We start from the raw sequence: 15769 nt of genomic DNA, 5'->3' as shown, positions 1-15769 counted from the left end.
GTCAATTCATGACATTTGCAGTGGGGCAACGCTGGATTAGCGACACAGAAAATGATCTTGGTTTAGGAACAGTGGTCGCAGTTGAAGCGCGCACAATAACCCTGATGTTCGCTGCATCAGAAGAAAATCGAGTCTATTCACGTAATGATGCCCCGGTCACAAGAGTTATGTTTAATGAAGGTGACGTCGTCGACTGTCAGGAAGGTTGGTCGTTAAAAGTGGAATCGGTAAGGGAAGACAATGAGTTAATCACTTACGTTGGCACACGTCTCGATACTGAAGAGAGTGATGTTGAGTTACGTGAAATATTTCTTAGTAACCAAATTCGCTTTAATAAGCCACAAGACAAATTATTTGCCGGACAAATTGATCGCATGGATCATTTTGTGTTGCGATACAGAGCGCTACAGAATCAACATCAACAGCATAAGAGTCCTGTGCGTGGTCTGTGTGGGATGCGTGCAGGACTGATCCCTCATCAGTTATATATTGCTCATGAAGTTGGTCGCCGACACGCACCTCGGGTTCTATTAGCCGATGAGGTTGGTCTGGGCAAAACGATTGAAGCGGGGATGATCATCCATCAGCAACTGATTTCCGGGCGCGCAGAACGTGTGTTAATTATCGTACCGGAAACGTTGCAGCATCAATGGCTGGTTGAAATGATGCGTCGTTTCAATTTGCACTTTTCAATTTTCGACGAAGAGCGTTGTGTTGAAGCTTTTGCTGAAGCCGATAACCCGTTTGATACGCAGCAGTTAGTTTTATGTTCTCTCGATTTCTTACGCAAAAGTCGTCGCCGTTTTGAACAGGCTCTCGAAGCTGAATGGGACCTTATGGTGGTTGATGAAGCTCATCATCTCGAATGGAGTGAAGAAGCACCAAGCCGCAATTATCAAATCGTTGAAGCCTTGGCTGAGCAAACTGCGGGAGTCCTGTTACTGACCGCGACACCTGAACAATTGGGTCGAGAAAGTCATTTTGCCCGCCTTCGTCTGCTCGACTCAGATCGTTTCTATGATTACAGCGCTTTTGTTGAAGAAGAAAAATCATACGCACCCGTTGCGGATGCTGTATCACAGTTATTGGAAGACAAACCACTCACGAATGACGCTAAAAACAGTATTACGGAACTGCTCTCTGAACAAGATAGTGAACCTGCGTTTAAAGTCCTAGAAAGTTCGGCTAGTGATGATGAAAAAAGTCAGGCACGTCAAGAGCTGATTGATCATCTTACAGATAGGCATGGAACGGGGCGTGTACTGTTTCGTAATACTCGTTCTGCTATTAAAGGTTTTCCAGAGCGCAACGCCAATTTGTTACCTATGGAAGTCCCCTCTCAATACGCGACCTCAATGAAAGTTGCAGGCATGCTGGGTGGCAAGATCGCACCAGAAGCACGCGCTGTTAAAAATCTTTATCCGGAAGAGATCTTTCAGGAATTTGAGGGTGAGGATACCTCATGGTGGCAGTTTGATCCCCGAGTTAACTGGTTGATCGAGAAAACGAAAGAAAAGCGCAGCGAAAAAATCCTGGTTATTGCGGCTCGTGCGAGTACGGCGCTACAACTGGAACAGGCACTGCGTGAAAGAGAAGGTATCAGAGCAACGGTTTTCCATGAAGGTATGTCAATTATCGAACGAGACAAAGCAGCGGCCTACTTTGCTCAGGAAGAAGGTGGTGCTCAGGTATTAATCTGTAGTGAGATTGGTTCAGAAGGACGCAATTTCCAATTTGCTAGTCAGCTTGTCATGTTTGATTTACCAATGAACCCTGACCTTTTAGAGCAGCGTATCGGTCGTCTGGATCGCATAGGACAATTACGCGATATTGATATTCACGTCCCATATCTGCAGGGAACTTCTCAGGAGATTCTGGCTCGTTGGTATCACGAGGGATTGAACGCATTTGGTGAAACCTGTCCAACAGGTAGAACGGTATTTGATCAGTGTGTTGATGAATTAGTCGAAATGCTGGCTCAAGTTTCATTCGATGGCTTAGATGAGTTAATCGAAAGCTCACATAAGTTAAATAGCTCCCTAAAATTAGAGTTAGAAAAAGGTCGCGACCGACTCTTAGAGATTCACTCTAATGGTGGGGATAAAGCAACGGCGATAGCAGAAAGTATTGCGGCCACTGATGGTGATACGAACCTAGTCTCCTTCGCTTTAAGTCTCTTTGATACGATTGGTTTACATCAGGAAGACAAGGGTGAAAACTCGATTATTGTCACGCCGTCTGAACACATGATGGTTCCTAGCTATCCAGGACTCCCTTATGAAGGTGCGACGGTTACGTTTGAACGAGAGACCGCATTATCAAGAGAAGATATCCACTTTATCAGCTGGGAACACCCGATGATCCAAGGTGGTATTGATCTTTTGATGAGCGAAGGGGTAGGTACTAATGCGGTATCTATTCTAAAGAACAAAGCGTTACCTGCGGGAACGTTACTGGTTGAACTGGTTTATGTTGTGGATGCTCAGGCACCGAAAAGCAGTGGTATAGGTCGTTTTCTACCTAAGACTCCGATTCGTTTAATGTTGGATTCTCGCGGTAACAATTTATCATCTCAGGTTGAATTTGAAGGGTTTAACCGTCAGCTCAGCCCTATAAACCGTCATCTTGCGAGTAAGTTGGTGACATCGGTACAGAAAGATGTACACCATCTAATAGAGAAAAGTGAGGAATTTGCGATTGAGCAGGTTCAACTTATTCGAGATGAAGCAAAACAAGATATGTATCGTATTTTGAACGGTGAGCTGGAGCGATTACAGGCGCTTAAGGCTGTAAACCCTAATATTCGTGAAGATGAGCTTGTTGCGTTAGAGCAGCAGATATCGGCCTTGGATGGTTACATCAGTCAGGCTCAGTATCAGCTTGACTCATTGAGACTGATAGTCGTCTCTCATAATTAGTTGTTCAACCAATAAAGTAAAAAGCCTCGCATATGCGAGGCTTTTTGTCATTACATGAACCACTTCCACCATATAAATAGCGCGAGGAAGCCAAACAGATAAACCAAGCCAACAATCGATAGGGCTTTTAGTTTTGGTCCAACAGACAATTCTTTAGGTAGTGCGGTTTTACTCACTAGAACGAAATTTAACAGCGCGAAAACCGGAGTTGTCATAAAGGCCATGACCATAGCGAAATTGAGCATAGGGATCAAAGCTGACTTAAAGAACACCAGAATGGCCATTGCACAGCCTGTTGTAATGATCATCCAAACATTAAGCGTCGCTTTTTTATCTTCTTCTTTTCTTTGCAGTAGACGCTGTGATTCAGCAACAACACGCGAATAGCCATCGATTACTGTAATCGTACTACCGAATATACAGAAGAATGCAATGATAGCGATAAGGTAACGTGACCATTCTCCAATAGTCGATGCGTACAAACCAACGAGCTGATGAGAAAAACCAACACCAGATTGTGATAGTTCAACGCCTGTACCGTGCAAAACTAGCGCTCCAAGGGAAAGGAATACGATAGCCAGAATTGCCGTTCCTATATAACCTACATTAAAATCGAATAACGCAGATTTCGGTGTGACTCGTTGCTGTTTACACTGACTTTTCAGCCACACTGATGTCAAACTAGAAATTTCGATTGGTGCTGGCATCCATCCCATAGTGATAACAAGGAATCCAATTGCAGCTAACGTCCATGGTGATGGCTCTGGTGCGTTCGGGATTGTCTCAGCAGGATTTGCGAAGGCGATCGAAACAGCTAGAAGTGTCGCGATAGTTAATACTGCCATTATGATTTTTGACAGGGAGTCCAAAGCCTTATATTGACCAGCAAATAGAATGAGCAAACAGGTACAAAGCACTATTGCTGATAGAGCGGTTCCTGAAAGTTCTACTGGTAAAAAATACCCCAACAGACTGGCACTAAATAGAGTCAGTGCAGCGGTATTTATGACGCCTGAAACGGCTGAGAGGATAGTAAAAATCCATAAATAAGGACGACCCAATCGGCTGTATCCCTCAACCAGAGATTGGCCTGTTCCCATTGTGTATTGAACGCCGGCCAGGAAAAAAGGGTACTTAAAGAAGTTAACCAGCAAAATCAATATTGCTAACTGCCATCCATAGATAGCACCAGCTTTTGTCGAAGCCACTAGGTGAGATCCACCAACAGCTGCCGCTGCCATCATGATTCCGGGACCTAATGATTTCACTAAATTGGATAAGGGCGATCCTTTCTCCGAAGGATAGGAGGCGGCATTTTCCATTATTATTCCTTACATCTTTCGATGCGATGTTATGTTGTGTTTCTCCCACATAAAGCAAAGCTTTTATGGTTTTATTTTTGTCAAGAATGGGTATGAATATCATATTTAATTTATCTGTCAAACATTATTTACAGGTGTGGAAATAAAAGCTTGCGGTAGGTTTCATATAGGCTTATGAAAGTATTCATGAATCACTTATGAAGGGCTTTATTAGCGATTTTTTTATTGAAAAGTAAAGTAAGAGCAATCCCACAATTTTTGGACATTTGTGTATAATTAGCTCCACTATAAATTGAGATTTTTTCACATGGTAATGACTGTTTATACGCCACCTGTTGATCCTTGGGTGGATATTATATTTGAAGACGATTATGTCATTGCGACAAACAAGCCATCTGGGCTTTTATCGGTACCTGGCAGAGAACCTCAGCATCATGACAGTATGTCGAGCCGCTTGGTGGAAATGAATTCATCCATTCAGGTGGTTCACCGACTCGATATGTCAACGTCTGGTTTGATGCTGTTTGCTAAGGATAAGCATGTTGAAAGTGCGCTAAAAAAGCAGTTTCAATATCGTCTTACTCATAAAGTCTATTATGCTCGCGTCTGGGGGCATGTTGAGCAAGATGAAGGGGAAGTGGATTTACCTTTAATTTGTGACTGGCCTAACCGACCAAGACAGAAAGTCTGCCATGAAACAGGAAAGCCATCTAAAACATTGTACGAAGTTGTGGAAAGAGAAGAGAAAACGACACTAGTTCGTCTTTTTCCGGTAACTGGTCGCTCGCACCAATTACGTGTACATATGCTAGCAATAGGACATCCGATTGTTGGCGATGACTTTTATGCTACAGGGGAGCCGAATACCTTTTCTGAACGACTTCAGTTACACGCTGCAGAGCTGAGTTTTTACCATCCAAGAACTCAATGGTTAAAGCGCCTTTTTGTACCATGTGATTTTTATGCAGGACTTGAACCTGTCATCTTTGAACATTTTGATCCAGAACGAAAACTTCCCGATTATAAAAAACTTCCTAGGCCATAATTTAGTGGTAGCGGAAGGTGTTAGGGAAAGGGAGAATCCTAAATGCCATTACCTAAAGTAGTCTTTGTTGATCGAGCCACCATTCCAGAACAGATCGTTTTTCCAGAGCTTGGCTTTGAACATGATTGGGTTGAGTATGATTATACTCAACCAGAGCAGACCTATGAGCGCGTTGTAGATGCGGATATTGTCATTACCAATAAAGTTGTTTTTGATCGAAGTTTATTGGCGCGATTGCCTAAACTAAAATTAATAGCGGTTGCGGCAACTGGGGTCAATAACGTTGATATTTCAACGTGCAAAGAGCGTAACATTGCGGTGACTAATGTTCAGGGGTATTCAACCCGCTCGGTTCCGGAGCATGTTCTGGGAATGATTTATGCTCTGAAGCGAAATTTACTCGGCTACCATCAAGATATTGCTGATGGTGTTTGGCAAAAGGATAATCAATTCTGTTTTTTTACTCATCCTATTGGAGATGTTGCTGATAGTACTCTTGCCATTATTGGTGGTGGAGCACTTGGTCAGGCCGTGGCGATATTAGCCCAGGCAGTGGGGATGAAGGTTGTTTTCGCAGAGAGAAAAAATGCAACGACATGTCGAGATGGATATGTTCCATTTGAACAAGCCATTCGCGAAGCGGATATCGTCACCTTACATTGTCCTTTGAATGATGAAACGAGAAATCTGATTTCTAAGTCAGAATTAATAGCGATGAAATCGAGTGCAATATTGATTAACACGGGGCGTGGGGGATTGGTCGATGAAGTTGCTTTGGTCGAGGCTCTAAAACAAAGCGCGATTGCTGGTGCCGGTGTAGATGTTTTTACTCAGGAACCGGCTGATAAATCCAATCCGCTTATTGCTAATATGGCTATGCCGAATTTGCTGTTAACACCTCATGTCGCTTGGGGGAGTGATTCTGCGATTACAAAATTAGTGTCTATCTTATTTAGTAATATCGAACAGTTTATCCAAGGTAATCAGCAAAATAGAGTGGTATAGATGAAAAAAAGGGACGTTTTAAACGCCCCTTTTCCTTAAGTGATTACTCTGCTATAAGTTCGCAATCGTAACTTTTTGCTCTTCAAGCTTCACTAGTGTTTCTTTATAGCCTTCTAGTTTTTCGCGTTCTTTCGCAACAACGGCTTCAGGTGCTTTAGCAACGAAACCTTCGTTACCTAGTTTACCGTCGATACGTTTGATTTCGCCTTGGATCTTGGTGATTTCTTTTGCCAGACGATCAAGTTCTGCATCTTTATCAATCAGTCCTGCCATTGGAATCATTAATTCAGATTTTCCAACCAGCGCAGTTGCACAAGCAGGTGTTGCTTCATCTGTACCAAGAACTCGCACGCTTTCCAGTTTCGCCAAAGACACAAGCACCTGCTCATTTGTTGCCAAGCGTTGAGCATCAGTATCTGAAGCTGCTTTTAGCATCACTTCCAGAGGTTTACCTGGGTTGATATCGTACTCAGCGCGCAGGTTACGGATGCTGGTGATGAACGACTTAACCCACTCAATATCATCCAGAGCTTCTTGGTGGAAGTTCGCTTCATCATACTGAGGTAGTGCCTGAAGCATGATAGTGTCGCCTTCAACACCATCAACAAGTGGCTTGATGCTCTTCCAAATCGTTTCCGTGATGTAAGGAATTACTGGGTGAGCCAGACGCAACGTTTTCTCTAGTACTGTAATCAAAGTACGACGAGTAGCGCGCTGCTGTGCTTCTGTACCTTTCCATAGAATAGGTTTAGTCAGTTCTAGGTACCAGTCACAGAATTGGTTCCAGATGAATTCGTAGAGTGTGTTTGCTGCCATATCCAAGCGGAAGTTATCAATGTGTTCATTGAAGGCTTTTGCAGCTAATTCGAACTGAGATTCAATCCATTTGTCAGCTAGAGAATACTCAAGCTCCGTACCAGCAGCGAAACCACAATCTTGTTCTTCAGTATTCATCAGAACATAACGGCTAGCATTCCATAATTTATTACAGAAGTTACGGTAACCTTCCAGACGCTTCATATCCCAGTTGATATCACGACCAGTAGATGCCATTGCAGCAAGAGTGAAACGTAGAGCATCTGTCCCGTATGGTTCAATACCATTTTCGAACGTCTTGCGTGTATCTTTTTCTATTTTTGCTGCCAGTTTTGGCTGCATCATGTTACCAGTACGTTTAGCAACCAATGACTCAAGGTCAATACCGTCAATCATATCGATAGGATCGAGTACGTTACCTTTCGATTTTGACATTTTATCGCCGTTTTCGTCACGGATAAGTCCCGTTACGTAAACCGTTTTGAATGGAACTTGTGGTTTGCCGTTTTCATCTTTCATGAAGTGCATGGTCATCATGATCATGCGAGCAACCCAGAAGAAGATAATATCAAAACCCGTTACCAATACATCTGATGGGTGGTACATGTCCAGTTCAGGTGTTTTTTCTGGCCAGCCGAGTGTTCCAAAAGTCCAAAGACCTGATGAGAACCACGTATCGAGAACGTCTTCATCCTGAGTTAATGTGACGTCTGCAGCTAACCCATTCTTCTCGCGAATTTCAGCTTCGTTATGGCCAACGTAGACCTTGCCTTGTTCATCATACCAAGCTGGAATGCGGTGACCCCACCAAAGCTGGCGAGAAATACACCAGTCTTGAATATCACGCATCCATGAGAAGTACATATTCTCATATTGTTTTGGCACAAACTGTATATCGCCATCTTCAACGGCTTTTGTTGCAACTTCAGCCAGTGGTGCAGTGCGAACGTACCATTGGTCAGTCAGCATCGGTTCGATAACCACACCACCGCGGTCACCGTAAGGAATAGTAAGATCGTGATCTTTTACTTCTTCTAAAAGACCCAGTTCGTCAAAGTCAGCAACAATGGCTTTACGAGCAGCAAAGCGTTCCATTCCACAATATTTTTCTGGAATTTCAGATGAATAAACATCACTTGCTTCACCTTTAGTGGTGAATACTTCCGCTGCATCACGGATGTTGGCATCGAACGTGAAAATATTAATCATTGGCAGGTTGTGACGCTTACCAACTTCATAGTCGTTAAAATCGTGTGCTGGAGTTATTTTCACACAACCCGTGCCTTTTTCCATATCCGCGTGCTCATCAGCAACAATTGGAATACGACGATTAACGATAGGAAGCAGAACATCTTTACCAATCAGATCTTTGTAGCGAGGATCTTCTGGGTTAACAGCGACACCAGTATCGCCCAACATGGTTTCAGGACGTGTTGTGGCAACGATAATATAATCTTTTCCTTCAGCCGTTTTTGCACCATCAGCTAATGGATAACGGAAGTGCCACATATGACCTTTTTTATCTTTATTTTCAACTTCAAGGTCAGAAATTGCGGTGTGAAGTTTTGGATCCCAGTTAACCAGACGTTTACCACGATAGATTAAATCGTCGTTGTACAGATTGATAAAGACTTCTTGAACCGCTTTGTAAAAGCCATCGTCCATAGTGAAGCGTTCACGATCCCAGTCAACAGATGCGCCTAATCGACGTAGCTGTCTGGTGATGTTACCGCCGGATTCGCCTTTCCACTCCCAGATTTTGTCGATAAATGCTTCTCGACCGTAATCTTGTTTGGTTTTGCCTTCTTCTGCAGCGATCTTGCGTTCAACAACCATCTGAGTCGCGATACCTGCGTGATCAGTACCAACCTGCCATAGGGTGTTTTTCCCTTTCATACGTTGGCAGCGAATCAGCGTATCCATAATGGTATCTTGGAATGCATGACCCATATGCAGGCTACCCGTAACGTTCGGTGGTGGGATCATGATGCTGTATGATTCTTTTGATGTATCACCGTTTGGCTTAAAGTAGCCTTTTTCTTCCCAGGCCTGATAAAGTGCCTGTTCGATTGATGTTGGGTTATATGTCTTTTCCATAGTGCTCTTTTACGGATACTGTCTGGTAATTGATTGTTAAAACATTATAAGTGAGGTCTCTTTTGGAGAAGCCTTAACTATAGTGTTTATCGTGGATATTCAGCATTCAATGTCTGCAGATTAAAGCCTGCCTGACGATAAAGTTTATAACGTTCTCTCGCGAGTTGTTTAGTTTTTTCTTCGCAAGGGACGAAGTCTACCACCTCTGAGAAGCGTTGCGCAAAGGTTGAATTACAATCAGATAAATTAATGACAATCTGCCGATTTAGATTCGGTTTGACTGCCGAGTAACCAATTTCAACCGGAGTTGAATACTTAGGCCCTTCTCCGACTAAGTTGTGTGCAATGAAGTCATCAACAGGTACTTGCCACAAGAGCTCTGCAATTTGCTCTGCTTCAGCTTTATTTTGACCATTGATGTAAATCTTAGCTCCTTGTTTCGCAAAATGTTGGACAAGAAAGACCACGTATTTGAGGAGTCCGGATCGTTTTGATTCGGGACTGCTTTCTCCAATTATATAAAAAGTGGCATTTTTCATCTTTTCACAAACGATTAAGAGGGCTAACGCCCTCTTATTAATTAAATATACCTAACCGGTACAAGCGATTATTCTTCGCTAATTAACCCACCACGGTTCAATAAGAACTGAACCAATAATGGCACTGGTCGGCCGGTTGAGCCTTTATTGCTGCCAGAACGCCAAGCGGTCCCTGCAATATCTAAGTGAGCCCAGTTATAACGCTTAGCAAAGCGAGATAGGAAGCATGCCGCAGTGATAGTACCTGCAGGGCGGCCACCGATATTAGCCATATCAGCGAACGGACTTTTCAGTTGCTCCTGATATTCATCCGTAATGGGTAAGCGCCAAGCACGGTCACTTGCAAGTTCTGACGCACCAACCAACTCATGAGCCAATGGGTTATGATTCGACATAATTCCACTGGTTTGGTGACCTAGAGCAATAATACATGCGCCAGTTAACGTTGCGATATCAACAACGCATTCTGGTTCAAATCGTTCAACGTATGTAAGAGCATCACATAGTACCAAACGACCTTCAGCATCCGTGTTGAGGACTTCTACCGTCTGACCTGACATTGTCGTCAGAATATCGCCCGGACGATACGCGTGTCCGCCTGGCATATTCTCACATCCGGCAAGAATACCGATGACGTTCAATGGAACATTTAGCTTCGCTATTGCTTTCATGGTACCAAAAACAGATGCGGCACCACACATATCGTATTTCATTTCATCCATGCCTGCGCCTGGTTTCAACGAGATACCACCGGAATCAAACGTCAATCCTTTGCCCACTAAAACAATGGGTTTTGCTTCTGGATCCGCGTGACCTTTATATTCGATCACTGACATCATTGATTCGTTGCGAGAACCGCGACCTACCGCAAGATATGAACTCATACCAAGCTTTTCCATTTCTTCTTCACCAATAATTTTGGTCGAAATGGTTTCGTAGTCGTCAGCAAGGCGACGGGCTTGAGAGGCCAAATACGCTGGGTTAGCAATATTAGGTGGCATATTGCCTAAGTCTTTACATGCTTTCACACCAGACGCAATTGCCAGACCATGAGCAATCGCTTTTTCGCCAAGACTTAGTTCTCGTCGAGTTGGAACGTTAAACACCAGTTTTCTCAGAGGACGACGAGTCTCTGGCTTTACACTTTTGAACTGATCGAATGTGTACAGACCATCTTCTGTTGCTTCAACAGCTTGACGAACTTTCCAATAGGTATCTCTACCTTTTACATGCAACTCAGTTAAAAAGCATACCGCTTCCATTGAGCCTGTTTCGTTTAATGTGCTGATGGTTTTTTGGATAATTTCTTTGTACTGACGTTCACCTAGCTCACGTTCTTTACCACAACCAACCAAAAGAACTCGCTCAGACAGTACTCCAGGTACTTGATGCAGAAGCAGCACTTGCCCCGGCTTCCCTTCTAGATCACCGCGTCGTAATAATGAGCTAATATAGCCATCGCTGATTTTATCCAGCTGTTCAGCTACTGGAGAAAGTCGACGTGGTTCAAAGACTCCGACAACGATACACGCGCTTCGTTGCTTTTCCGGACTCCCACTTTTTACACTGAACTCCATGCGTACTCCTACATCGTGAAGACAAATAGAACTAAATCGTAGATAATGCACTCTTAATGAGTTGAACCTTAGTATATAGATTAGAAATGACAGCGCCTATAAGTCGCATCAAAATTTCATAAAATAAACGGTTCAACGAGAAATTATAGCGATTCAACTAAAAATACAAGTTTTGCATAGGTAAATTGAGAGTGATTATCGTAAGGTATCTGATTCGCGAGACATTAAAGAGTCAATTGGCGATCTTTTTCGTCCTCTTTCTTGTTTTTTTAAGCCAAAGATTTATTCGGGTTTTGGCGGATGCATCTGATGGAGAAATACCAGCAAGAATGATTTTATCAATTGTCGGTTTGAATATGCCAGCAATGGGGCTTTTGATGCTGCCTCTCAGTTTGTACATTGGTATTTTGATTACCTTTGGGCGTCTTTATGCCGAAAGTGAAATTACCGTGATGAACGCGACGGGGATCGGTAACAAATTTCTGGTGCGGGCTGCATTGTACCTTGCCATTATTACATCAGGGATTGCTGCCTTTAACGCATTTTGGCTCTCACCATGGAGTCAGGACAAAGAAGCTCAGTTAATGGAGCAATTGGCCGCTGAGAATAGCGTTGATCTCCTGCAAAAAGGGCATTTCCAGAGTACGCCCGATGGTTCTTCTGTCGTTTTCATTGATGACATAGAAAATAAAAAGCTTAAAAATGTATTTATTGCTCAGACGACGCCTCGTGATTCCGTATTACCGAGTGTGATGTTCTCCGATAATGGTGACGTGAAAGAACTCAGTGATGGCCGACAAATCATCGCGCTTCACGATGGCACCCGTTACGAGGGTGTTCCCACACAAGTTAATTATATGATCACTAAGTTTGATCAATACGAAGGCCTTATCGGGCAACGAAAAGTTGAGAACAAAGGTCGTGATTGGGAAGCCATTCCGACAATCGAGTTAGCAAAAAATCCTAATCGAAGCGCAAAAGCTGAATTACAATGGCGCATTTCATTGGTCGTTTGTATCCCATTGCTAACGATGTTGGTGGTTCCTCTATCAGCAGTAAACCCGAGACAAGGACGATTTGCCAAAATGGGTCCCGCTATCCTAATTTACTTAACCTATTTTATGGCCATAAGTGCAACTAAATCAGCAATAGAAGAAGGGTCGATTCCTGGAGCCGTCGGGTTATGGCCAATCAATGCGGCGTTACTGATCGCTGCGTTAGTGGTGAATAGTCTTGATAGTGTTGCTGTAAGGCGTTTGAAAGATAAATTCAGAAAGAGAAAGGTGGCTTAAGTCGTGTTTAAGATTTTCGATTTATATATAGGACGAACCATCGTTGCAACGAGTTCAATTGTTCTTATTACCTTCGTTGGACTTTCTGGCATTATCAAATATGTTGAGCAGCTGCGTAAGGTTGGGCAGGGGAGCTATGACTTACTTAAGGCGCTCTTATTCGTTGTTCTGAGTATTCCTCGAGACATTGAAATGTTTTTTCCAATGGCAGCATTGTTAGGCGCTTTGATTGGTCTCGGCACCTTAGCGGCCAGTTCTGAATTGGTTGTGATGCAGGCTGCTGGTTTCTCTAAGCTTAAAATCGGTGGATCAGTTCTAAAAACGGCTGTGCCATTAATGATCTTGGTGACATTACTAGGTGAATGGGGCGCACCTCAAGCGCAAAAAATGGCGCGTGATTTAAGAACACTTTCTCTATCTGGTGGTAACCTTTTATCTGTGCGTACCGGTGTTTGGGCAAGAGATGCCAATGATTTTATTTTCCTGGGTAAAGTCAATGATGATAAAATTTATGGCATGAATATGTGGCGATTTAATGCGGACAAAAAACTTGAGGAAGTTGTGTTTGCCGAACGCGCCGATTATGAGGGTGACAATGTATGGAAATTGAAAAAAGTCCATATTACTCATATGGAAAATGACGTACAGATCAGTAAAGAAGAGTTACCCAGCTACGAGTGGAAAACGTCTTTGGCTCCGGATAAGCTAGCTGTTGTGACGGTGAAGCCTGAAGAACTATCGCTGACAGGGCTTTATAGTTATGTCCATTATTTAAAAGAGTCTGAACAAGATGCTACTCGTTATGAGTTGGCTTTTTGGCGAAAGATAACACAACCTTTTTCTATCGCGGTCATGATGTTAATGGCACTATCTTTTATATTTGGACCACTGCGTAGTGTCACCATGGGGGCTCGTATTCTAACTGGGGTTGTCGCTGGTTTTACGTTCTATATTTCCAGTGAGTTCTTTGGTCCCATGAGCTTGGTTTATGGTTTCCCTCCAGTGATTGGTGCGGTCGCTCCGAGTATCGTGTTTCTAACCGTTGCTGTATTACTACTGCGCCGGAAATTGTAGGTAACCTTTTACTCAGGTTTGAATTATGTTTGCTGGTGGCTAAATTATCGGCAAACAGTTGAAAACTGTATTTTTGTTATTGCGCCGCATTATTTCTTACGTATAATGCACAGCATCAAAAGCGTACACGCTTTGTGCCGATGTGGTGAAATTGGTAGACACGACGGATTCAAAATCCGTTTCCTTCGGGAGTGGCGGTTCAAGTCCGCCCATCGGTACCATTAATCTTGTGAAAAGGCCTAACTAATCGTTAGGCCTTTTCACGTTATGATGCCCATCAAATATTTTTCACTTCACACACTCTTTCTTAGCAAAATCTTTTTATATATTTTTATCACTAGTCCATACTCTAGTGAACAGTCTTTGAGTCTGTTAATTATGTCTTTCATTTTTTAAGAGTTTATTTTCATTGTGGCGAGTATAAAAATTACAGTAGATAGGCTTCAGCCAGGACTCCATATCAGACTTCCAGTTAAATGGAATGATCACCCATTTCTGTTAAACAGCTTTAAGATAAAGAATCAGGAACAGATCGAGATCATTAAGCATCTCGGAATACAGCATGTTTACCTTAACCCCAATCAAAGTGATACCAAACCGCTGCCTGCGAATGAAGATACGCTGAACGCAAAAGAAGCGAATGAAGATCAAAATCAAAAGCTTGATGAAGAAGCAGAAAAACTTTGGCAGGAAAAACAAAACCGCATTGAAAAACTTAATGCATATCGGCGTAAAGTTGTAAAATGTGAAAAAGAGTTTGAGCGTTCTTTATCGCGCATGAGAGCGGTTATGAATAAGATCAGGAATCGACCTCAAGATGCAGTGGAAGAAGCTGAACAGCTTATCTCCGATATCGTTGATACATTATTAAGTGAAAGTAGCGTTACATTACACTTGATGAACAACAAAAGTGAGTTTGAGGATATCTATTTTCACTCGCTTAACGTAGCTATCATCGCGATGATGATTGCGAAAGTAAAAAAGTATGATGCAGCTAAGATAAAAGAACTGTCATTCGCCGCGCTATTCCATGATATGGGAAAAATTAAAATTCCTAAAGCGATATTAAGAAAGCAAACTCCGTTAACCGAACCTGAAAATAACTATCTTAAGCAACATACTAAGTATGGTCTGGATATCGCGGGTAACATAGAGGCATTTCCTGAGAGTACCAAAGTTGTTATTGCTCAACATCATGAGTTGATTGATGGCTCTGGATATCCTGATGGACTTAAAGGGGATGAAATTGATGATTTGGCGAAAATAATTGCCGTAGCAAATGCCTTTGACAATCTATGTCACCCGGCCAATCCAAAGGATCAAAAAATACCCTATATCGCGTTGTCACATCTATTTAAGAACTGCAAGCATCAATATGATGAAGAGAACCTTGGTATTCTGGTTAAATTTATGGGTGTATTCCCTCCGGGTACCGTTGTGCAACTTTCTAATGAAATGGTTGGATTGGTTATCTCGATTAACAATGCCAGTCTACTTTATCCAAATGTTCTTATTTACGATCCTTCAGTTCCCAGAACCCAAGCGCCGATTATCGATTTAGCTGATAGGGATTTGTCGATCGTGAGCGCTATCTTGCCAAATAAACTACCAGATAAGATTCGCGAGTATCTGAATCCAAGATCAAGGATCTCCTACTTTATCGATAGCGATGATTAGTTATGCACAGGAAAATGTGCATAACATGTGTTTATCCTGCCTTTAAAATATGAATAAAACTAACTCTGGTTGAAGTTTATCCAAACGATTCATTTTAGATAAAAAAAGCGATTTTTATGCTTGCCAGAGTTAAGTAACTCTATATAATGCCGCCTCACTGAACGGGGCAATGCTCGCAGTTCAAAGTGCAGAGAAAAAAGTGTTTGACACTGGCAATTATCTCGTTAAAATGCACGTCCTCTTCTGAGTAAAGACAACGAAGAGAAGCTCTTTAACAATATAAACCTATCAATCTGTGTGGGCACTCGTCGGATAAACATCCAAAAGATTTTATCAATGATACGAGTGACCAAATCGAATAAGATTTCTTTTTAAGAAAGATTATTTGGCACAGTCAATTCAACATT

The 15769-nt window shown here is 42.6% G+C and carries 10 protein-coding genes and 1 tRNA gene; 7 read left to right on the top strand and 4 right to left on the bottom strand.

The window, feature by feature from the left end; genetic code table 11:
• The first annotated feature begins 8 nt into the window (after nt 1–8).
• Nucleotides 9–2918: an RNA polymerase-associated protein RapA gene (rapA, locus tag EES38_RS18190; RefSeq protein ID WP_124938645.1), complete on the top strand. Its 2910-nt coding sequence runs from the start codon at nt 9–11 to the stop codon at nt 2916–2918.
• Between the two features lie 50 nt (nt 2919–2968).
• Here the strand turns inward: rapA and EES38_RS18185 are convergent, their stop codons facing one another.
• On the bottom strand, nt 2969–4240 hold the full coding sequence (locus EES38_RS18185) for an Nramp family divalent metal transporter (RefSeq protein WP_124938644.1): 1272 nt from the start codon (nt 4238–4240) through the stop codon (nt 2969–2971).
• 307 nt (nt 4241–4547) lie between these two features.
• On the opposite strand from EES38_RS18185, the gene EES38_RS18180 reads away from it, so the two are divergent.
• Complete coding sequence (locus tag EES38_RS18180; RefSeq protein ID WP_124938643.1) at nt 4548–5285, top strand: pseudouridine synthase; 738 nt, start codon at nt 4548–4550, stop codon at nt 5283–5285.
• 42 nt (nt 5286–5327) lie between these two features.
• Nucleotides 5328–6290, top strand: a complete 963-nt coding sequence (locus EES38_RS18175) for a D-2-hydroxyacid dehydrogenase (protein ID WP_124938642.1) — start codon at nt 5328–5330, stop codon at nt 6288–6290.
• A 51-nt stretch (nt 6291–6341) separates the two neighbouring features.
• Here EES38_RS18175 and EES38_RS18170 read toward each other — a convergent pair whose 3' ends face one another.
• From EES38_RS18170 to pepA, 3 genes are all read right to left on the bottom strand, one after another.
• Entirely contained in the window at nt 6342–9203 is a 2862-nt protein-coding gene (locus EES38_RS18170; protein ID WP_124938641.1) for a valine--tRNA ligase, read from the bottom strand.
• Nucleotides 9204–9289: 86 nt separating this feature from the next.
• Complete coding sequence (locus EES38_RS18165) at nt 9290–9742, bottom strand: DNA polymerase III subunit chi (protein WP_124938640.1); 453 nt, start codon at nt 9740–9742, stop codon at nt 9290–9292.
• A 68-nt stretch (nt 9743–9810) separates the two neighbouring features.
• Nucleotides 9811–11319: a leucyl aminopeptidase gene (gene pepA / locus EES38_RS18160; RefSeq protein WP_124938639.1), complete on the bottom strand. Its 1509-nt coding sequence runs from the start codon at nt 11317–11319 to the stop codon at nt 9811–9813.
• A gap of 191 nt (nt 11320–11510) precedes the next feature.
• On the opposite strand from pepA, the gene lptF reads away from it, so the two are divergent.
• From lptF to EES38_RS18140, 4 genes are all read left to right on the top strand, one after another.
• Entirely contained in the window at nt 11511–12611 is a 1101-nt protein-coding gene (gene lptF, locus EES38_RS18155; protein ID WP_124938638.1) for an LPS export ABC transporter permease LptF, read from the top strand.
• Between the two features lie 3 nt (nt 12612–12614).
• Nucleotides 12615–13685: an LPS export ABC transporter permease LptG gene (gene lptG / locus EES38_RS18150; protein WP_124938637.1), complete on the top strand. Its 1071-nt coding sequence runs from the start codon at nt 12615–12617 to the stop codon at nt 13683–13685.
• A 136-nt stretch (nt 13686–13821) separates the two neighbouring features.
• A tRNA-Leu gene (locus EES38_RS18145) sits at nt 13822–13906 on the top strand.
• 190 nt (nt 13907–14096) lie between these two features.
• The gene (locus tag EES38_RS18140) at nt 14097–15362 is read left to right on the top strand and encodes an HD-GYP domain-containing protein (protein WP_124938636.1); all 1266 of its coding nucleotides are present in this window, start codon (nt 14097–14099) and stop codon (nt 15360–15362) included.
• Nucleotides 15363–15769: the final 407 nt, after the last annotated feature.

This window comes from Vibrio viridaestus, assembly GCF_003856525.1.
In the GTDB taxonomy this organism is placed as follows: domain Bacteria; phylum Pseudomonadota; class Gammaproteobacteria; order Enterobacterales; family Vibrionaceae; genus Vibrio; species Vibrio viridaestus.
Note: the sequence above shows the minus strand (reverse complement) of the source record. Positions and strands in the feature narration are given on the sequence as shown.

What these genes read in the sequence shown, in the direction of transcription:
- rapA (WP_124938645.1), top strand. Translation starts at nt 9, where the DNA reads ATGACATTTGCAGTGGGGCAACGCTGGATTAGCGACACAGAAAATGAT.
- EES38_RS18185 (WP_124938644.1), bottom strand. Translation starts at nt 4,240, where the DNA reads ATGGAAAATGCCGCCTCCTATCCTTCGGAGAAAGGATCGCCCTTATCC.
- EES38_RS18180 (WP_124938643.1), top strand. Translation starts at nt 4,548, where the DNA reads ATGGTAATGACTGTTTATACGCCACCTGTTGATCCTTGGGTGGATATT.
- EES38_RS18175 (WP_124938642.1), top strand. Translation starts at nt 5,328, where the DNA reads ATGCCATTACCTAAAGTAGTCTTTGTTGATCGAGCCACCATTCCAGAA.
- EES38_RS18170 (WP_124938641.1), bottom strand. Translation starts at nt 9,203, where the DNA reads ATGGAAAAGACATATAACCCAACATCAATCGAACAGGCACTTTATCAG.
- EES38_RS18165 (WP_124938640.1), bottom strand. Translation starts at nt 9,742, where the DNA reads ATGAAAAATGCCACTTTTTATATAATTGGAGAAAGCAGTCCCGAATCA.
- pepA (WP_124938639.1), bottom strand. Translation starts at nt 11,319, where the DNA reads ATGGAGTTCAGTGTAAAAAGTGGGAGTCCGGAAAAGCAACGAAGCGCG.